The organism is Mucilaginibacter paludis DSM 18603 (assembly GCF_000166195.2).
GTDB lineage: Bacteria > Bacteroidota > Bacteroidia > Sphingobacteriales > Sphingobacteriaceae > Mucilaginibacter > Mucilaginibacter paludis.
The window spans coordinates 928,805-950,123 of record NZ_CM001403.1; the positions used below are offsets into that span (position 1 = coordinate 928,805).

Genomic DNA, 21,319 nt, shown 5'->3' on the forward strand with positions numbered 1-21,319 from the left:
TTTGCTTAGTTAACTGCACTTGCCAGTTTGGTTTTATTATTGTTTACAATCTGCTCAATTTGCGCGGTTGACGAAAGGCCCGATTTTTTCCATACCTCTTTTTTACCACGATAAAGCACCAGGGTTGGCAATACGTTTATTTTAAGCTGCTTGGCCAAAGCCGTATTATCATACTCTTCTATACTAATCACTTTGGCGGCAAAACCGGGCTTGCTTTTCAGCGAATCGAGCACGGGAACCAGGCGTTTGCATGCCCCGCAGTATTTAGAGCCAAAATCAATCAAAACCAGGTCTGCCGAACCGGTTAACTCCTGGTACTGTGCCAATGAAAGCGATACACCTTTTTTTGTGGTTGAAACAATAGGATAACCCGAACCTATCCAGTTAGCTAAGCCGCCCGGAAGTTCGTAAACGGCTTTGAAGCCTTCGGTGCGCAATTGCGCTGATAATACCGAGCTGCGGCCATTGGCTATGGAGTACACAAAGGTTGGCTTGGTTTTATCCAAACCGTCCAGAACCTGCTGATAGTTGGCTGCTTTTTGATCGGCATTAACGGCGCCCTCAATATGGTTTTGCAGAAACTCTTCGTTGCCGCGCGCATCAAGTATCTGCGCATTGCTGCCCGCCTGCTTCAGGGCGGCGTTAAATTGTGCCAGGCTGATGGCATTTTTGTTTTGGGCATGCGTGCCCACCCACATCATGGCGAGCAGCCCGGCGATAATTAATTTTACGTTTTTCATGGTTTTTAATTTTGATTATTTTCTAAATGATGGATACGTTTATTGTTCACGTCATCCCGGTCAATAAAGGGATAGATATGGTTTTTCCAGGCTTCGGCCTCAAAAGCGGCTTTAAGTTCTTTGAGCTTTTCGGGGTATTTTTTAGCCAGATCTATGCGCTCGTTAAAATCCTCGTTCAGGTTATACAGCTTCCATACATCCTTATCATAATCCGGCGGGCCGCTGGTTTTTAAACCGGGGTAAATCAGCAGGTCGAGGTTATCGGGGCGATGTGCCGCTTCGGCCTTCCAGCCATCCTTGTAAATAGAGCGCGAAGTAAAAATGTAATAGTATTGGGTAGTGTGCAAGGATGCCGCCTTAGCATTATTGAACGAACTGAACAACGATTTACCTTGTAAGGTATCTTGCTTAATACCCTTGATGTACTCAGGAAGCTTTAAGCCCGCTGCCTCGATAGTAGTTGGAAAAATATCCGACACGTGGCCGTATTGTGTACGGATGGTACCCTTCTCTTTAATTAATTTAGGATAGTAAATAATGAGCGGGTTATGGGTTCCGCCTTCGGCATCCGCGTCTGATTTCCATTGCTTAAATGGCGTATTTGCTGCCTGCGCCCATCCCAAAGGGTAATTGGTACTGGCCTCGGGCGTGCCTATTTTTTCCAACTCGGCCTCGTTATTTTTGATGTACTGCTCTTCGGTATTGGTTAAAGGCGAGTTTGATGGTTTGATCACACCGCTGTACGTGCCCTCTTTACTGGCGCCGTTATCGCCTATCATTACAAAAACCAGGGTATTATCAAACTGCCCGGATTGCTTTAAATGCGCAATTACGCGACCAACCTGGTGATCGATATAGGTAAGATAACCGGCATAAACCTCCATAAAGCGGGCATACAGCTTTTGCTGATCGGCAGGGAGGCTGTTCCATGCCTTTACCCTTTCGTTACGCTCGGGCAATTGGGCGTAGGCTGGTATGTAGCCCAGCTTTTTCTGATTGGCAAATACTTCCTGGCGGTATACATCCCAGCCTTTATCAAATTTGCCTTTGTACAGGTCGCTCCACTCTTTGGCAACCTGGTGCGGCGCATGGGTTGCACCGGGGGCATAGTATAAAAAGAAAGGTTTATCGGGCGCGGCTTTATACGCTCGGTCGATATAAGCGATAGCCTTATCGGTAATCTGCTCGTTCAGGTTGCGGCCATCGGGTTTAACGTGAAAATTATCCTCAACCAAATGCGGCGGATGGTATTGATCTGTTGCCGATTCGAGGAAACCGAAGTGATGGTCAAAGCCCTTACCGGTTGGCCAGCGGTCAAACGGCCCAACATCGGTGGTATCCTCATCTGGCGTTACGCCCCACTTCCCTACGGCAAATGTGCTGTAGCCGTTGTAGCGTAAAGCTTCGGCAATGGTGCCCTTATCGGCCGGGATACGGCCATCATACCCTGGGAAACCCGCAGCGGTACTGGCATGGGCGAAATTACCCATGTGCACATAATGATGGTTGCGGCCCGTTAATAACGACGACCGTGTTGGCGCGCAAATACCGGCTGTATGGAAATTGATATACCGCAAACCGCCATTGGCCAGCGTATCAAAATTAGGGGTACTGATGAGGCCGCCAAATGTGGCCGAAGCGCCAAAGCCCACATCGTCAAGCAATATCCATACAATGTTGGCCGCGCCTGCCGGGGCATGTTGCGGCTTGGGCCACCATTCTTTCGATTCGGCCAGTGTTTTTTTAACCACGCCCTTATAAGTTTCGGGTGTTGACGGCGGAATATTCTGCTGTGCGCTCGCATTCAATCCCCAAACCAACAATAGTCCTAAAACCGCGGCTTTATATGATGTGCTGTAAGTAGTTTTCATAAAAAGGATTTAATTATTTTTTATAATTCTGGTGGATGCGTAAGTGGTAAACATCATACCAATCAATAAACGGATACAGGTTGTTCTTTTTAGCCTGCTCGTCAAACACGGCTTTTAATTCTTTAAGCTTCTCGGGATATTTCTTAGCCAGATCGATGCGCTCGTTAAAATCCTCGTTCAGGTTGTATAATTCCCATACATCATCGTCAAAGCTTTGGTCGGGTATGGTTTGGCCTACCTTAAAATCGCCCAGCTCAACGTTATCGGGGTGGTGGGCGGCTTCGGCCTTCCATCCATCTTTATAAATGGAGCGCGAACCGAAGATGTAGTAATGCTGCAGGGTATGTTTTGAAGGTGCTTTGGCATTATCAAACGAATAGGCCAACGAGGTTCCCTGTAAAGTATCCTGTTTAATACCCCGGATATAATCTGGCAGTTTAATACCTAAATACTCCAGCGTGGTTGGCAAAACATCAATAACATGGCCGTATTGGGTACGGATGCCCTGCTGTTTAATGCCTTTAGGATAATAAACAATTAAAGGGTTGCGGGTGCCGCCTTCGGAGTTGGCATCCTGTTTCCAAAACTTAAAGGGCGTGTTGGCTGCCTGGGCCCAGCCTAAGGGGTAATTGGTGCTGGCCTGTGGGGTGCCTATATCGTCAATGTCCTCCAAGTTGGTTTTCAGGTAGGCATCTTCTTTGGTTAACCGCGGGGCGTTCTTTTTCGAGTTGATCACCCCATGAACGGTTCCCTCTTTACTGGCGCCGTTATCGCCCAGAATAACAAATACCAGGATATTATCTAACTGTCCGCTGGTTTTTAAATAGTTAATTAAGCGGCCAACTTCGTGGTCGGTATAGGTTAAGTAACCGGCGTATACTTCCATAAAGCGGGCATACAGCTTGCGCTCCTGGGGCGGTAAACTATTCCAGGCGGGTATGCGCGGGTTACGCGCGGGCAATTGGGCGTTCTGCGGTATAATGCCCAGTTTTTTTTCGTTAGCAATCACGTCTTCCCTAAACTTGTCCCATCCGCCATCAAATTTGCCTTTATACAAATCGCTCCATTGTTTGGCAACCTGGTGCGGCGAATGGGTAGCTCCGGGCGAATAATATAAAAAGAAGGGCTTATCGGGCGCTACCTTATGCTGACGGCTCAGGTAAAAGATAGCCTTATCAGTGATCTGCTCGTTCAGGTGGCGGCCATCGGGCGTTACATGGGCATTATCTTCTACCAGGTCGGGCTTGTATTGGTCGGTAGCCGAGCCTAAAAAGCCAAAAAAGTGGTCAAAGCCCTTGCCGGTCGGCCAGCGGTCAAACGGGCCGGCATCGGTAGCATCTTCGTCGGGCGTTAAACCGTATTTACCAACCGCGAACGTGTTATAACCGTTTTCGCGCAAAATTTCGGCAATGGTACCTTTATCGGCTGGTATGCGGCCATCATATCCCGGGAAACCGGCCGACATGGTAACATGCGAAAAGCCGCCCTCGTGTACGTAATGGTGATTGCGCCCGGTTAACAGTGCCGACCGCGTTGGCGCGCAAATACCCGCCGTATGGAAATTGGTATAGCGCAAGCCGCCGTTGGCCAGCGTATCAAAATTAGGGGTGTTGATTACACCGCCAAAGGTGCCCGTTGCGCCAAAGCCCACATCATCCAGAATAATCCACAATACGTTAGGCGCACCGGCGGGTGCCTTTTTAGGTTCGGGCCACCACTCTTTCGAGTCGTTCAGGGTTTTGCCCACTACGCCCCCGTAAGGCACGGGCGTTTGCGAATATGCCAGTTGAAAGCCGGTTAAAGCCAGCGCCAGCAAAGCCGGCCATTTTTTGTTGCTTAATATTTTCATGTTCTGGTGTTAGGTTCGGTAAATGATTATTGCGCCGGGAAACCGGCCTTAATTAAGCTATCTATAGCGCCAATATTATAGCCGCGGGTATAACCCAGGGTTTGCAGGCTATCGGCAGCCCTGCCGCTCCGGTTACCGGAGTGGCAGTACAGGTATACCCGCTTATTTTTATCCAGCTTGTTCACCTGGGCGGCAAAATCCGGGGAGCGGATATTGATATTCTGGGCATACTTTAAATGCTGTTTATCATACTCTTCGGGTGTACGCACATCTACCAGGTAAGCTTTACCCTGCGCTATTTCGGCAAGCAGGCCTTTGCTGGTTTGCGCGGTTACCGCAATTTTGTTGGCGCTCTTTTGTACGTAGCGTGCCTGGATGTTTTGCGCCCTGGCGCCTGTTATTGCTACCAGCAATAACAGGGCAATTAAGTTTCTCTTTACCATCAGTAATTTCTTGTTAATCGGCATAGCTTGATCTGAATTTAATTCCCCAGCGCCCATTCTCTTTGGTCAGGATATAGAGCGATTCGTAATGCCCTATTAAACTCCCGTCTTTACGATAGCGCGAAAACTCGGTATCCACGTGTACCTTATCGCCGGATGCCTGTATAATATTGCGATGGTCCCATTTACTGTGGTCCCAGCCCTGTTGCTGCAACTCGCCAAACACTTTCTTCGGGTCGCGCAAGCCCGTCTTTTCCAGTACCGATATTTTACCACTTGCCAGCCGGTAATGCGGAAACTGGTAGGTACGCTCCCAGGCGTTTAAATCTTTGGCATTAAATGCCGTTAGGTATTGGTCGAGCACCTTATATACTTCAATTTTTATTTGGGGATCGATCCGGTGCGAACCAGCATTAATGGTTTTCTGGGCATTTGCCGATCTGAAACCGATAACGACCAATAATAAGAGGATTGCTTTTTTCATGATTACCAACCGGGGTTTTGAGTGAGTTTACCGTTACTGTTATCAATTTCCTGCTGCGGGATGGGGAACAGGTAAAATTTACCAAATAGGCCTTTGCTGACATTGGTTTTGCCCACCTTTAATAAAGCCGCCTCAAGTATGCCATGCTGATAACCTGTACCGGAGGGATCTTTTTCGCGGATGAGGTCGAACCAGCGCTGGTATTCAAACACAAATTCTAACCGGCGCTCCAGGTATACCGCCTGCCTGAACTGATCTTGAGATAAACCGGGTGTTAATGCGGCAATACCCGCACGCGCCCTGATCTGGTTAATGGCGCTGTATGCTTTAGCGGTAGGCCCGTTCAGCTCGTTTTCGGCTTCGGCATCTATCAGCAATACTTCGGCGTAGCGAATGATGGGCACATTGGCGCCCGATTCGCTCAGGTTGCTAACTACACTGGGGTCCCAGTATTTATTGAAGAAAGGTACCGAGTCGCCCGCTATTTTAGGGTCGTTCAGCTTACCGTAATACAGCCCGTTTGATGGGCTTAAAAACCGGGTTACAAAGGTTTCCGTTTTTCTTTTATCACCTGTAGTATAAAGCTTATACACGCTGAAATAATGATCGATGCCATCGGGTTTTGAAGCGTCCGTAACGTTGTAAAATACAGTTTGATCGGCATAAGAAGATACTATTCCGGGTATACCCGTTAAAACCGAGCGCGGCGCCTGGTTATTGCCCTGCCCCTGTGAGTTTGATTTAAACTGAGCCGAAAAGATATGCTCTACACCGTTTTTTGTGGCTGGCAAAAACACATCAGGGTAATTGGTAAGCAACCTGTAAGTACCGGTTGCAATTACGGCATCGGCGGCGGTAACGGCGCTTTGCCACTTACTCTCGGTTAAATATACTTTGGAAAGCAATGCTTTGGCCGCGCCGGATGTTGCCCTGCCTACATCGGAGCTGCCATAGCTTACCGGTAAAACAGCGAATGCGTCGGTAAGGTCTTTCTCAATCTGCGCGTAAACGGTAGCCGCCGGTGTACGGCTAACTTGCAGGTCGGCCAGGTTGATTGAGGTTTGGTCGTGCAGCACCAAAGGCACATCGCCATATAACCTCACCAGGTTAAAGTAATATAAAGCCCTTAAAAATTTAGATTCGCCAACCAGCCTCGCTTTAAGCGTAGCATCAAATGATATCGACGGAATGGTATCAATAGCGATATTTGCTTTTTTAATAGCCGCGTAATGCTGCTGCCAGATCTGTAACACGCGTAGGCCTGTAGACGAATGCCCCAATACCGCCTGCGAGCGCACATCGGCATTGGTAGCTCCCGGGCCAGGGCCTTCATCATCGCCCATAAAATTCATCCCGGTATTAAACAGCGTGTTATAGGGCGTTTGTACACTATTTGAACCCGCGTTAAGCAGCGAGTAAACCGCCGTTACTGCGGCAATGGCATCGGCCTGTGTTTTATAAAACTGGCTCGCCGAGATAAATGATTGCGGTGTTTCTGAAAGTTTGGCGCACGAAACGGCCCCAAAACCTACAGCCAGCAATAACAAGTATTTTATTTTAGTCATGATTTTTTGTGTGCTTTAATAGTGATCTATAATTAAAGGGTTACCGAAACGCCTGCTACAACAGATTTGGAGTTTGGATAAGCGCCGTTATCAACCCCGGAGCTAATGGCGTTCTGCCCGTTGCTGCTCACTTCCGGGTCATAACCGGTATAATGTGTCCAGGTGGCCAGGTTAACTCCCGTTACGTAGATACGCACCTTTTGAATGGGCGATTTGGAGAGGACAGACTTGGGGAAAGTATAGCCGATACTCAGGTTTTTTAACCGCAGGTACGAGCCATCCTCAATAAACCGGTCGGATATGGTAGCCGCAGGGTCCTGGTAAGCGCTGTGTACATCGGTATTGGTGTTGGTGGGTGTCCAGCGGTTTAGCAAGGTGGTGGTGGCGTTGGTGTAACCGGTACCTAATTCAAGTAAGGACCGTTGCTGGTTATAAATTTTGTTGCCATACGAGGTTTGTAAAAACACGCTGAGATCGATGCCCTTATAGCTAAATGTATTGGTGATGCCTCCGGTAAATTTGGGTTGCGAGTTGCCTAATATCACCCTGTCGCCGGCTTGTGTTATCTTACCATCGTTATTTACATCAACATAAGCCTGCCCCCCCGGTGATGTATTGGCCGCCGGTGTTAAAGCGGTGCCGCCAGCCTGTATTAAGCCATTGGTTTTGTAGCCGATAAACGAACCGATAGGCTCGCCCACCTTTAAAATAGAAGGTAACGACGAATCGGGAATAAACTGATTAACCCCGTTACCGCCCAAACTCAATACTTTATTGCGGTTAATGGCAAAAACAATACCGGTGTTCCATTTAAAATCGCCAATCAGGTTACGCGTATTTAAGCCTAACTCAAAGCCCTTGTTTTCAATCGAACCCACGTTTTCAAATTGCTGCGGGTTGGTAACAGCGGTGTTGGTAATAATGGTTAAACCACTGGTTGCCGGTAACGGCAGGTAGATGAGCAGGTTGGTTGTTTTTTTGTAATAGACATCGGCCACCAGGCTAATGCGGTCTTTCAATAAACCTAAATCGAAACCAAAATCATATTGAGCGGTTTTTTCCCAGGTGAGGTTTTGGTTGGACAAAGTATTTGGCGCAAAACCTATTACGGTAGTATTGCCAAAGTTGTAACGGTACGAGCCTAATTGCGAAAACGACTGGTAAGGCGGGATATCGCTATTACCGGTTAAGCCCGCGCTCAGCCTCAGTTTCAACTGGCTGATGGTTTCAACATTCTTTAAAAAATCTTCGCTCGAAGCGTTCCAGGCAAAAGCAGCCGAAGGGAAGCTTGCCCATTGGTGCCCGCTGGCAAACTTTGATGAACCATCGGCACGGATGGTTAACGTTAACAGGTACTTATCGTTAAACCCGTAATTGATACGGCCCAGGTATGATTTTAAGGCCCAGGCGTTGGACGACGATGAAGGCGCTACAGCGAAGCCGCTGCCGGTTATGGATGTTACACTGCCCGAACTGATGTTGTTGTAAGTGTTCAAATCGCTTACAAAACCAGAAGAACCGGTTACAGCGCCTTCGGCCTTAAAGGATTGCTGGGTAAAGCCAGCCAGCACGTTGAGCGAGTGCTTGCCAAACTTTTTAACGTAGGTAAGGGTATTTTCATTGAGCCAGTTGGTAGAGTAAAGAGTACCGGTTTCTGCCAGACCTCCGTAGCCGGAGCCTTCGTACACGGTTGACGGCAGATACCGGTTTTGCTTGTTATCGATGATATCAATACCCAGCAATACCCTGGCCGTTAAATCTTTGGTTACCTTGTAATCGCCGGATATGTTCGACAGGATCCTGTTGGTGGTTGTGGTGTTGATCTGGTTATACAGCGTATTGATGGGGTTGCCATATACCCCTTCGAACGCGTTTTTCAGAAAAAAAGAACCATCCGCATTGTATATCGGCGTGGTAGGCGTCATCAGTAAAATGGCAGGCACCACACTGTTTGGCGCTACCTGGGCTGTGGTATGGCCGCCTGCCACGTAAGCGGATATTTTTAGCTTATCGTTATAGTCATGTTCTACGTTCAGCCTTCCGCCATAGCGGTTAAAATTGGTATTTTGCAGGATCCCGTCCTGGTTTGAATAATTTCCCGAAAAGGCAATACGCGTCCGGTCCGTCCCCGTTAAGATCGATAGGGTATGGTTTTGTACACCTGCCTGGCGAAAAGCCGCTGCCTGCCAATCGGTATTAATATTGCCATAAGGGAAGAGCGATGCCGTAGTTGGTGCCGCCTTACCCGAATTGATAAAGGCATCGGTACGCAGGGCCGCCCATTGGTCGCTGTTGAGCAGATCGAGCGTCCGGGTTATCTTCTGTACACCATAGCTGCCGTCGTAGGTAATTGACGACTGCCCCGCTTTGCCCTTTTTGGTTGAAATAATGATAACACCATTAGCACCACGGGTACCATAGATAGCCGTTGCCGAAGCATCCTTCAATACCTCCATACTTTCAATATCGCCGGGATTGATGGATGCCAAAGGGTTAATGGCTGTACCGCCGGTAACACCCGCATCTGTTAAAGAATTGCTGTTGGATGTAGGGAAACCATCAATAACGTATAGCGGTTCGGCTACGGCGTTTACCGAGTTAATACCGCGGATCTGCACCGTGGTACCGGCTCCGGGCTGGCCGCTGGCCTGGGTAAACTGAACGCCGGAGATGGTGCCCTGTAAAGCCCTGTCGAATGATAGGGACGGCTGCGCCAATGCCAGCGCAGGTACTGATGCTACAGCACCGGTAATATCTTTACGTTTTTGCGTGCCATAACCCACTACCACCACATCATTAAGCTGGTTGGCAATCTCTTTTAACGCGATAACGATGGGGCTGCCGTTAGCGGTAACCTTAGCTTGTTCATAGCCTATAAAGGATACCGTGAGGTTATATGGGAATTTTTGACCGGTAACAAAACTGAACTTACCTTCCAGATCGGTAGAAACAGCGTGAGTGGTACCCTCTATCCGTACAACGGCACCTGGCAGAGGATCTTTAGTATTGGCATCAATAACGCGGCCTACTAATTTGGAGTTGATGGTGGGTTGATTTTGGGCGGATGCCCCTATTGTAATAAAAACCAGGATGATACCCGTATAAAAATGGAAGCTCATCCGCGCTAAGGACAGGATATACCTGTTCCTTATTTGTGCAATATTTTGCATAATTTTGAAGTAGTTTAAAATGACATAAATGAAGCAGGCTCAACGCCAATCGATCCCTGCTTCGTTGTTTTAGATTTGCCAGGGAAAGGGTATTAACCCTTTCCCTATTTTGTTTTTAGCCTGGTATTTATTTTTTCATGGTATTCTTCCTCCCGTATTTGTTGCTTTACGATCCTGTTCCTGGTTATCGTAAAGCTATTTTGAATTGATTTTGATGAGTGATTACCGTAAGTTAAACGGTATGTTAATGGGGGCTATCGCCGCTGCCAATTAGCAACAGCAGCAACGCATGCACATTCGGTTACCGAAGCCGGTTACCGGTAATTTAAATGTAAGCTGGATAAGCGGTGTATTCATCTTGCTTTAATATCTACTAAATCTATAGATTTAATGCAATATTAGTTAAACCCTTGCGTTATTGCAAAATTTATTTGAAAAAAGTGGTGATGAGAGTGCCCACTGATTAGGGATGATTTATTGGATTACACTGATTTAGGGCCGTTGAGTTGTTTGGTGGTGGGGAATTTTGCTGTTACGTCTTAGATGCTGGCGCACGGCTGTGGCGTGTGCCTCTTGCGCTGAATGATTGCTACGCATTTTGTATTGATACAAAAGTCACCAAACCCGCAGTTCGAGACAGAACTGACGAAAGCGGGCAATAGCGGGTAAACATACAGGCTCTCTACCCTTTATAATCGCTCGCATAGAACACACCCCCCCGCCCCTCTCGAGAGCATAGCCGTCAACTTTAGAAAAAAAAGGGATAAAATTTTTTTAGAGCAAGAATCGGAACTGCAAAATTGCAGTCATTATTCGAGCGAATGAGTTCGGAACTATTTGAACCAACGGTGTTAGATGGCCTGGCCCGTAAAACAGAGGCTATACAACGCAAACGAAAAGTGGGAGGCAAGGAACTATTGGATATGGCGTTATTTGATGGAGATCAATCGTTTAACGGCATGAGTATGCAGTTAATGCGGAGGGATGGGCTTGATATTTCGAAGCAGGCATTGCATCAAAGACATCACAGCAATATGACAAAGTTTGTACAAGCCGTTTTTGAGCAATTAATAGCAGTTGAGTTACCGCAAGAGCAAACACAGGGCTTGGAGATCCGTATCAAAGATTCTACCCGTTTCGCGTTGCCGGAAGTTATTGCAGAGACATTCCCCGGAACAAAAGGAAGTGGGATGAAAGCGGGAGCATCTGTACAATTTGAATTTGAAATCAAAAGTGGTAAAAGCGATATCAAAGTAACTCCGGCCAACGCAAATGACCAGGGTGAGAGTCATCTGGACAAGGCATCAATTCAGCCGGGGGTATTATATATGAGAGATCTGGGTTACACTCACTTGAGTTATATGAACAATATTAACAAAGTCAAAGCTTTCTTTATTAATAAATTATGTCCGAAAACAACGATTTATCTATTAAAGGACGACCAATACCAAAAGTTAGAGTTGTCGAAACTACAAGGCATAACCGGCGTATTTGATCAACAGGTATATATCGGAGCTGATAAGATGCCGGTAAGGATAATAATAGAACCGGTAAGTGAAGAGCTCAAGGCAAGGCGGATAGCCAATACTGAAAAGTACAATAAAAAGAAAGGCAGTACCACCAGTAAGGGATTCAAAGAGCGGGCAGGGTTTAACTTTATTGTTACCAACCTGGTGAGCGAAAAATATAGCGCTGAATTGATCCAAAAGTTATATCACCTGCGATGGCAGATAGAATTGGTTTTTAAAGCATGGAAGTCGTTTTTAAAGATACACACGTTCCCCAAAGGAAGTTCGGATCGTATAACCAGTATATTATACAGTAAGTTGATCTGGGCAGTTTTGAGTTGGAAAATATGCATGGCTATCGGTAAGATAGGTCAAATTAGTGTTTTAAAGGTGCATCGACTAATCGCTTCTACGAAAGAAGAATTGCGAGCGCAGCTTTTAGGGATATGCTCAAAGTGGTTAGCTCTGTTGGAGAAATTAAACTTAAAGCACCTTTCAAAAGAGCACAGAAAACATAGGTTAAAAATAGAAGAAATTGTAATAAGTATTTGATTATTAGATATTTAAATACTATATTTAGATAGTTAAACAAAAATAAGAAAGGCGGGGTCATCTAAACCTCCCCGCCTTAAAAAACGAAAAATATGAGAGTAAAAATACATAGGTTTGCCCATGCGGGCAAACCGCGCCTAAAAATTAAATAACTGAAAATCAACAATATATGAGTACAGCTACTTAAATTGACGGCTATGCTCTCGAGAGGGCAATCGCGCATTCCCGCCGCTTTTTTTTATTTTATCAAATTGATAATGAGATAATTAATTCAATTTAATTGCGCTAACATCGGCATCGCAATGCCCATCGTTATTTTAAAAATTCCCCAACACCAAATTTAAAAAACACAACAAACTAATCATTGCTCAACAAAATGCCAGCAAACTCCGGCAATATCAATCACGTTCACTTCGCGGCCGTAAGATTGTGGGGTGATCTGCCCTATGCGGATACCATATTTTTCGGGGAGCTGCTTATCAAGTACACTGCTTCTAAACTCTTCAACGTTGCTTACTTTTACGCTCAGCATAAAATTCTGCGCAAATGTCTCGTTTTCAAATTGCTGTAGGATAAACCTACATTCGTCGCGCTGGAGGCCGACATAACCATCTGCCTCCCAATTGATATGAAAGCCTAATTCCTGAAAAAACTGTTTAGAAGCTTCAAAATTACTGCCCGATGGAACAAAGGGTTCTAAGGATAAAAATTTCATGCTGTTTTTTTTGATCAAATATAATAACAAGATATCCGCCGCTAATCTATAGCCCGCACAGTGGTAATGCCAGGACACTATGAAACGCGACATACAAACTTTACATTTAATCAATTCCCCCATTATCAATCCATTATACAAAAATACCGGCGCCTGTGCAGTTCAATTCTCAAAAAGCGGAGGGTATGCCCTATCTGGGCGATGATAGAACGAAGAGTTTTTGTACGGATAAAAGGCTAACACGCAGTTTTTAGATATTGGAAGACGATGCCCGAGGCAGCACAAAGTAAAATATAAGGCTTTTTAATACCTAAAAAAACAATACATAAATATCATTTAAATATTCAAATATCTGTTTTACAAATACTTACAAAACAAAATCAGGTTGATAGATTTATTTTAATTTATTTATTCTTTGTTTATTGTAATTTAAAAAATAATTTTAATATTTGCTGGTACTAAACCTAAAATCATGATCAATATTCAGAATTCGAGAATCGTCTTCTATCAAGACGGCTCTGGGGCTACCAAAAATGTCACTGTATATTTTGACTTCGACCCCGCAACAAAAAAAATGTATGTAGTCCCACTACCATTTTTTGTCAGAAAAGCAGCAACGGGCGAACCTATCTTTTCCTTAACCCGGTACAAAAAGAGCGACCAGAGAACTTACGGCAAATGTGTTTTCGATGTGGAACTAAAGGTTCCGGATGAAGCCCGCAAAGCCGTACAGCAAGAATTGCCAGATTACGTGTTCGCGCAATTTGACTGGGTATCTGCAATGGCGTTCTTTAACTATTCAGTGCCTGGCGAACAAATAGAACTGGCCGCAACCCCATCCATGTACGGCGAAAACAAGGTAACATTTACTGTCGACCTGTCTTCAGAAGATGCAGTTAAAACCTTTATTGATGCTTTCCATTCCAACGCGGGTACGGTATCTCCATTCCGTGTACAATACCAGCTTTCTGCCCTGTCTACATTACCAAGTGTAGAAGCAACGGTTTCCTATGATGCCGCTATAGCCATTGAGTACGAAAAACAAACACAACAAAAAAAAGACACCTGGGGCAATTCGTATACGGTAATTACCGGTGTAAAGAAAAACCTGAGGCAGTCGGGTGCCGGCAAAGTTAATATCGAATGGAAAGGCCAACCACCAAGTGACGAACTACGCTTCAGGGTAGAAGAATGGGGTTGGACAACGCTCGAAAAGATGGTGAGCCAGGCCATTGATGCTGCAGAAAAAGCTGCAACTTCTGATACTCCGGTTTCCTCTACTTCATCATTTACACAAACCTTTGTAGAAAACCAGATTATAGAATGGTCTATTACTACAGCTGCCGAATTGGATAAATTTGATGATAAAACATGGGCCAAAGTATTTAGCGAGGTAGATTTACGGCAATTGGTTGTAATTTTTGAAACGCTGGGCATTTTCAATACACAGGATGGTGCGCAACCAGTGAAACGCATCGATGTAACAGTAGATTACCCAACCGTTGCAACCCAAACCTTTTCACTTTACCCAACTGCCGGAGGTGCTGCCGATGTTGGCAAAAATTCGACCTACACTTTTACAGCTAATGGAGATTTTAAGGCAGGGGTATTCAATAGCTATTATACCTACCGGTACGAGGTAATTTATGAAGGCCCAACAAAGGGCTTTAAGTCCCCGGATATCACTGCAAACGACACCCGGGTTGTGTTTAACCCGGCTGATTTTGGCATCCGCAATGTTAAGTTTTTAGGCTCCGCGATACCATTTAAAGGTTCGGAATTTGTACCTCCCGGCTCTGATAAAGCTGTGTCTGAACTGGTGATCGACTTTTATTTTACCAGACCCGAGGGAGTAAAGAACAAGGCAGACAAGCAAATAATGAAGGGTAATGGAGATGCGAATGCCTTAGTATTCAGCAGCTTTTACAACCTGCCGCTTGAAAACAGTTACGCCTATCGCCTTACCTATCATTTTATTCATAAGGATGGTACAACCAGCGTATTGGTGCAAGATTCAACCCCGGCATTTGGCTCACAGAATACAGATTTGCAGGTAGTAACAATGCCTGTTAAAAAACAGGAGTTTACTTTAATGGCCAGAAAGGTGGCGGGCCAGGGCACAGTTCTGGCAGAACTGACTGTTCAGTATAAAGACCCTCAGAATAATGTAGAGGAATCCGAGAACTTTTCATGGGAGCCTGATTGGAAAAGCAGCATAATACCCCGCTCACCTAAATGGGAGTTTTATGCGCCCCAAAACCTTGATGCAGCATATTATGAAATTACAGGAACCGTTTTTTACGACGAAGGCGAACGGCCATTTAATGGCTACCGCCAGTCGGCAAAAAAATTCTCACTTACCCTTACCGGTACAGAATTACCTCCCCCATCTGTTGAAGTTGATACAAGCCGTGTAGACTGGACCAAAGTATTTAAGATCAATGTCTCCTTGTTCCAGATGAAATCACTTGCTAAGATTAACCCGTTACATCTGTCGTATTACCTTCCTGTATTCCCGGCCGGGAAGAAAGAAAGCCAGGCCATCCGCAAAGAAGTGACAGGCGAACAACAGAATAATTCGTCTATTTTAGCCACAACCCCGAATGGTACCTCGCAACCTGTATTAAATAAGTATTTCTACGCGCTGATGGCTGATAAAAGTGCAGAAGTTTCTTATTGGATAGGTGTGCAGTATGTTCATAATGACGGCACACCAGACACCTATATGCCTGAAACTCCGATCAACAGACTGGTTGTAATTATTCCGGCAGATGGCACCAGTGATAAGCCAACATTTTCGCATCAACTGGTATCCTTGCGCGAGGGTGCCGAATATACCGGTGCCTAATAAACAGATTTACTGCATATCATAACCATTTTTGATGATGGACATTTTATCAGTTCAGTCTATACTTGCAAGCCTTATTTCGGGCAATGCCAGTTGTGCCACCGCACAACTGGCTACTTGCCTAAGCCCATACTTACAGCAGCCCGGGCTTTGCAGCAGGCTAACCAACAGGGGGATACCTATTGAGCTGGCTTTTGTATGGCCAAACTACCAGGTTCGGTGTACCATAGATGAAGATATGTATAGCGATCAGGAAACACGATTTTCCAAAAGCCTAAAAAAAGTATCTGATTCAAGGGATAACGGCACAGGGCAAATCATTATCAACCACCTGTACGCATGCCTGCAAAGCACACCGCAATCTTTCAGATACGGTGCATGGCTGGGCTTAAGGCCCTCGAGGGCAGTACCCAAGTTATATGTTGAAATTGCACCGGCAACGCGGCAGCAAAACGTACTGGGGCAGCATATCCCGGATATAGCCAGGGTTATGGAGCGGGGCATTTTACCTGTTATGTTTGGCTGGCAGGCCGATAGTGGAAGCTTTGAAGTTTATTATAAGGCTTCGTTTATGTATCCTGCGGATATTGATAAAATATTATCGTTTTATAAGCTCCCTCTGCTTGGCGCCGATGTAGAATACCTTTGTAAATTACTTGTTTACAGAAACATAAACCAGCATTACCCCATGCCCGATATAGGTTTCAGCGTATCATTTAATGCACAGGGTGTTGCCGAAGCGTTTACTTTGTATGCCTTTGCGCAATCCATGCTTGGCCCCGATTTCCAGATCAGGCATGCCATTTTGCGGTTAGGCGATCATCAGGGTTGGAACATGGAGCAGTACAAGCTCTTATCGCAGCCACTTGAAACGCCCGATTATTGTATCAATACCTACCACGGCATGGTTGGCTTTGTTGTAGCAAAAGAGGGCGGCGTTCAGTTTACAGTGGGCTTAAGCCCTTTTTTGACTGAAGATATGCTGGGCCATGCTGTGTGAAGTATTAAAATACCAGTCGGCCTACGGCGGCTTCCCATCATATGTGCAGGCAGGGGCCGAAATAATTGCCGACGAGAATTGTTTTATTACCTCACTTGTTTTGCTCGAACTGATTCATATCGCTTCGGACACTGCAGATGAGCGGTTGCAAGAGGCCATAAACCGTGGCATCGGGTTTATTGAAAACTGCCAGGAGCCGGGTAGCAAAGGCCGTTTCTGTTTTTATCCATACGCGGGGAGCAGCCCCAGATTTGATATTCGTTTGGATGCTGATTGTGATGACTCTGCATTAGCGTTACTTGTTTTACTCAAAGCCGGAAAACGAACACCGGCCGAAATTAAAGAGTTGGTTGCTACGCAGCTTGAGCCCCACAGGATGACCTTCGTTGCAGATCATGAACGTGGCTGGGTGGGTCGGCCTTTGTTCAGAACGTGGATGAATGGAACAATCAGAGACAACCCCATTGATTGCTGTGTTAACCTGAACGTGTTGGCGCTATATCATGAGGCTGGCTTCGGGAATGAAGAAATAACCAGTGCTACAGTAAACCTGATTATCAATGCGGTAAACTTGTATGGAACAAAAGACAGTGCCTTGCGGTTGATTGCCCCCTATTACGCCCATCGCGCGGAGCTGTATTTTGCCACTCAACGAACCGTTAAGGCAGGAGTACCCAATACAGAGCCACTTTTGCAGCAGTTAACAAAGCAACTATCGGCCGACAAAGATGATCCGTTTTCAGAAAACAGGCCGATATGCTGCAATGCGCACGGTAGGCCGTTATGGTTTTCGCCAGCGCTTCAAAAAATAAGAAAAATCAATTATCTCAGTTCATTACACTAACCTATTTAAAAACCTAAATCACATGATTACCTCAAAAACATATTTGCAAATAGCAGAAGCTCAGGAATCGCCGTTAATGCGTGTTTCAACAAAATATATGGAAACACTCCAAAAGGTACAACCGGTACTGGGCGGAGGGAGCATAAAACCTTTTTTAAACGTGGGCGGCATGCTCGATATCTATACCTCGGGCACCGACTTAAAAGTATTCCGCCTGCGCCCCGCTGGCGATGAAAAAGCGCCCTATACCGCCGCAGACCTTGGCATACAGGCATCGCAACTATCCCTTTTTCTGTCAACCGAAGGGGACGCAAACAGCCCGGCAATCTTAGGCCTCGACACCGGCAGCAGGCTCACCATAAGCACCATCAAAAACGGCGCCTATCAGCAACGGCTGTTTGAACCCGCTAACGAGGTGGGCAGAAAGCTGAAATCATTTATCGCCACCAGGAGCCCCACAGGAGCCATTTATGTAACAGCGATACTGGAAGACGACAAGCTGGTTAATAATATGTTTAACCCCAGCACTGATCCGCAATGGAAATCAAAAGACTGGGTGCAGGTGAAAAACCCCGCCAGCGATGTGGCCAAAGTAAGAGAATTATCAACCGTTGCCAATAATGATGTACAAGGATCGCTGTTTGCAATCGGGCTGCCAGGCACATCGTACGATGGACGCCTTTTATTCTCAGAATCAAGGTATCGCGATTCCCCAATGGTTGATCTGCTGGCCCCCCTGATCAAAGGGAAGCCCGGAAAAATAGCTCATTTTTCGGTAGTTGAGGATAAATCAAAGCTGATCAATATCCTCGCGGTTGAAAGTGAAACCGGAGAACTCTACCAGAAAAAACAAAAGAAGCCGCTATCCGGAATGACAAAAACCGAGTTTGAAGATTGGAAAAAAATAGACAGCCAGATAGCCGGAACATTCAATCCTTTTAATACCAAACTTAAATCGTTACAGGCCACACTCAGGTTTGATAATACCATCGAGATATTTGCCATTGGCCTGGGCGGAGATTTACATTACACTTACCTGCAAAAGGCCGGTAAATACTGGTCAGTACTTTTCCCGCTCGGGTCGCAGTTCAACAACACCAATTACGTACTTACGCGCAGTTTGCAGGGCTATTCTGAAGTATACAGCATAACCACAGCTAACGAAATTATACGCTTTTTCCAGTCGCCCGAGTCGCAGCAATGGTTTACCAATAAAGTGCTTGTTGAAGGCGTAAAGAAAGAAGTGATTAGTGTACAGGGCCACTCTGTTGATCTCACTATTTTAGATGCCAATGGAGTTCCGCAGCCCAATACCAACGTTATCCTGTCTACCTCCTACCAAACTCCAATTTCTGCAAACGGCTTATTTTACCAGCCCAGCATTGTTGATACTGTGGTGGTTAAAACAGACGTATCGGGCAGGTTATCAATCATCCAAAACTCCAATGGGCTTGCAGGTGCCACCATGTATATTACAACTCCATTTACAGGTACCGGTAACCCCATAACCGTTGAGCCAAACGGGCAATTGCTCGGAAAAATACAAAGCACAACTACTGCGGATGTATTGAATGCCAAAGACAAAAGCGGCAACTATTTACTGCAGGATAAATACAGAACGCAGGCCAATGCCGAAAGCCTGGCAAAAATTATGCAATCGAGCGCTAACCTTGTTGAGCCAGACCAGCAACATGAGGTTGTTTATTTTTATCACAACCGCGCAAGGAGCCCACTGGCCCGCACCAACGGATTAAATATAGCTAAAAATGCAGGCATCAACTGGGAAATAGATTTTTCGTCGGGCTTCCCGGTTTATAGAAATGTGAGCAGTAACGATTTACGCTTATACATGGCAAACGCGTCTAATGGCATTTTCGGGATCGGCTGGGGAGATGTATGGGATGCGATTAAAGGTGGATTTAACGCCGTGGTTGACGGTATCAAAAAAATTATTGTAACCATTGGCAGCACCATTAAAGTATTGTTTGAAATTGTAGTAGATGGCGTTACCAAGGTATTTGAGTCGATTGTAGAAACTGCGCAACAAGTGTTCAACCTGGTAGAAGGCGTATGGAACTGGCTGAAAGTAACAACGCAAAAAATTTACGAATGGCTTGCCTTCTTTTTTAACTGGGAAGATATTAAACGTACCGCGCATGTTGTTGAATACAACTCTAACTTATTCCTTGATTTTACCAAGGCATCTGTAGAGCATTTGCGCGGAGAGGCCGCGCAATGGATTGACGGCCTTAAAAGGGACCTTAATGATGCCGTTGACGATTTTTTGGCCAAGTACACGGACACCAGTTTGGGGAGCATTGGCAACGAGTATAAAGAGCCGCAGCCCGAAGCTGAAAACGGCATGGACCATAACCCCATGTTTATTTCTTACAAAGAGAATTATAAGGACACCACGGTAAAAGCCAGTTTTGCCGAATCTTTTGCAGAAAGCCCCATCAACGATCTGGTGATCATGCTGCAGGACCTGGCGAATAACTTTGAATTTGGCGATGGAAAGGCGGCGTTTGATGAAGCTATAAATTATTTCTCGAACATTAAGGACAACCCCGATAAAGCGCTCGACCTGCTGCTGAGCGGGCTTGTAAAGGTTGGGGAAAGCATAGCGCTGTTTGCCCTCGATTTTGGTAAAGGGGTTATCCTAACCATGCTCGACATCATCGTTTCGGTAATCGACGCATTTAAAAACCTGATGAATGAGGAGTGGGAAATTCCAATCGTATCAGAAATATACAAACTGGCTACCGGCGAAACCCTCTCGTTCAGGCCTATACAGTTATTATCGTATATTATTGCCATACCAGCCAATATCATCTATAAAGCATCCGAAGGGGTAGCACCATTTCCAGACGAGGCTTCGGTGCAAGCATTCAAAAATTACTACACGCTCGACTACCTGAAAAAGAGGGCTGGTTTGATAAGCGGCCGGATAAACCATGATTTTTCTACGGCAGCGGCGGCGGCTCAGGAATCAGTGGCCAGGCTGCTTTTTAAGGCCGGTTATGCTATCTCGATGTTTGTGGGCAGCTTTGCAGATATAGCTACTGCCATTGCCAGCTCCACCGGAACGGTAAACGATGCCGTTGGATATGTATCAACAGGTGCCGGAATTTTATCCGCAGTATTTACCAATCCGTGGATTCTGGAGGTTGACCCTGGTAAACTGATCTGCGGAAGCACAGGTAGCTCAGGCAGTTCGGGCTTCAATATCGGCTATGTGGCAACAGCTATTGGCCTGCTGGTTCCGGCTGCTGTGTATTTCTACAAAAAGAAAAACCCTGCAACGCCACCCGACGTTATTGTAAAGATCAATGAAATATCAAGAACCCTTGTTGGCGCAACCCAAACAATTATTTACATTGTTGAATATGCTACTACAAGCAACCCCAACGGAAAGGTTTTTGCCCGTACCTTAACAGCTACCATACCAGGCAAGTTACTGCGTTTCCTTTCGCTGAAAGAACTGAACGTAGAGGCGTTTTTTATACCAGTGGGGATTCTTAGCGTGCTTATATTTGGAGGCTATACGGCAGCATTTATCATTAATTTCAGCATTAACCCTTCACTCAAAGATTTGCCTGACAATTTAGAGCTTGCAATTTCATAGCGCAGCAATTGTGCTTGTTAATTTAACTGCCGGCAGAAATTTTTGCCGGCAGTTTTAAATACAATAGGCTACCCTTATCAATTGGCCGCTTTGCGCCGATAATGC

Annotated in this window: 13 protein-coding genes; 5 read left to right on the forward strand and 8 right to left on the reverse strand. The window is 45.7% G+C overall.

The annotated features are described in order from the left end of the window. Positions 1–5 precede the first annotated feature (5 nt). The 7 genes from MUCPA_RS04005 to MUCPA_RS04035 are packed head-to-tail and all read right to left on the reverse strand — an operon-like array spanning position 6 to position 10,122. Entirely contained in the window at positions 6–740 is a 735-nt protein-coding gene (locus MUCPA_RS04005) for a thioredoxin domain-containing protein (protein WP_008504605.1), read from the reverse strand. A 5-nt stretch (positions 741–745) separates the two neighbouring features. Next, positions 746–2,611, reverse strand: coding sequence for an arylsulfatase (locus MUCPA_RS04010; protein WP_008504607.1), 1,866 nt, complete (start codon positions 2,609–2,611; stop codon positions 746–748). Between the two features lie 13 nt (positions 2,612–2,624). Further along, positions 2,625–4,460: an arylsulfatase gene (locus tag MUCPA_RS04015; RefSeq protein ID WP_008504609.1), complete on the reverse strand. Its 1,836-nt coding sequence runs from the start codon at positions 4,458–4,460 to the stop codon at positions 2,625–2,627. A gap of 26 nt (positions 4,461–4,486) precedes the next feature. Beyond that, positions 4,487–4,903, reverse strand: a complete 417-nt coding sequence (locus tag MUCPA_RS35655) for a rhodanese-like domain-containing protein (RefSeq protein WP_157543807.1) — start codon at positions 4,901–4,903, stop codon at positions 4,487–4,489. Positions 4,904–4,916: 13 nt separating this feature from the next. Continuing rightward, positions 4,917–5,387, reverse strand: coding sequence for a hypothetical protein (locus MUCPA_RS04025; RefSeq protein WP_008504613.1), 471 nt, complete (start codon positions 5,385–5,387; stop codon positions 4,917–4,919). A 2-nt stretch (positions 5,388–5,389) separates the two neighbouring features. Then, the gene (locus tag MUCPA_RS04030; RefSeq protein WP_008504614.1) at positions 5,390–6,952 is read right to left on the reverse strand and encodes a RagB/SusD family nutrient uptake outer membrane protein; all 1,563 of its coding nucleotides are present in this window, start codon (positions 6,950–6,952) and stop codon (positions 5,390–5,392) included. Between the two features lie 32 nt (positions 6,953–6,984). Then, on the reverse strand, positions 6,985–10,122 hold the full coding sequence (locus MUCPA_RS04035; RefSeq protein WP_008504615.1) for a SusC/RagA family TonB-linked outer membrane protein: 3,138 nt from the start codon (positions 10,120–10,122) through the stop codon (positions 6,985–6,987). 821 nt (positions 10,123–10,943) lie between these two features. Between MUCPA_RS04035 and MUCPA_RS04040 the strand changes: the two genes are divergently transcribed. Next, positions 10,944–12,182 carry an IS4 family transposase gene (locus tag MUCPA_RS04040; protein WP_008503844.1) on the forward strand — a complete coding sequence of 413 codons (1,239 nt, stop codon included), beginning with the start codon at positions 10,944–10,946 and terminating at the stop codon, positions 12,180–12,182. Between the two features lie 361 nt (positions 12,183–12,543). On the opposite strand, the gene MUCPA_RS04045 is transcribed toward MUCPA_RS04040, so the two are convergent. Then, entirely contained in the window at positions 12,544–12,897 is a 354-nt protein-coding gene (locus tag MUCPA_RS04045; RefSeq protein WP_040627031.1) for a VOC family protein, read from the reverse strand. A gap of 472 nt (positions 12,898–13,369) precedes the next feature. On the opposite strand from MUCPA_RS04045, the gene MUCPA_RS04050 reads away from it, so the two are divergent. The 4 genes from MUCPA_RS04050 (at position 13,370) to MUCPA_RS04065 (ending at position 21,214) form a co-directional block, all read left to right on the forward strand. Further along, complete coding sequence (locus MUCPA_RS04050; protein ID WP_008504617.1) at positions 13,370–15,745, forward strand: hypothetical protein; 2,376 nt, start codon at positions 13,370–13,372, stop codon at positions 15,743–15,745. 34 nt (positions 15,746–15,779) lie between these two features. Then, on the forward strand, positions 15,780–16,745 hold the full coding sequence (locus tag MUCPA_RS04055) for a hypothetical protein (protein ID WP_040625703.1): 966 nt from the start codon (positions 15,780–15,782) through the stop codon (positions 16,743–16,745). Continuing rightward, positions 16,735–17,589: a hypothetical protein gene (locus MUCPA_RS04060; RefSeq protein ID WP_008504619.1), complete on the forward strand. Its 855-nt coding sequence runs from the start codon at positions 16,735–16,737 to the stop codon at positions 17,587–17,589. Before MUCPA_RS04055 ends, MUCPA_RS04060 begins: the two co-directional genes overlap by 11 nt. A gap of 97 nt (positions 17,590–17,686) precedes the next feature. Beyond that, positions 17,687–21,214: a hypothetical protein gene (locus tag MUCPA_RS04065; RefSeq protein WP_157543808.1), complete on the forward strand. Its 3,528-nt coding sequence runs from the start codon at positions 17,687–17,689 to the stop codon at positions 21,212–21,214. Positions 21,215–21,319: the final 105 nt, after the last annotated feature.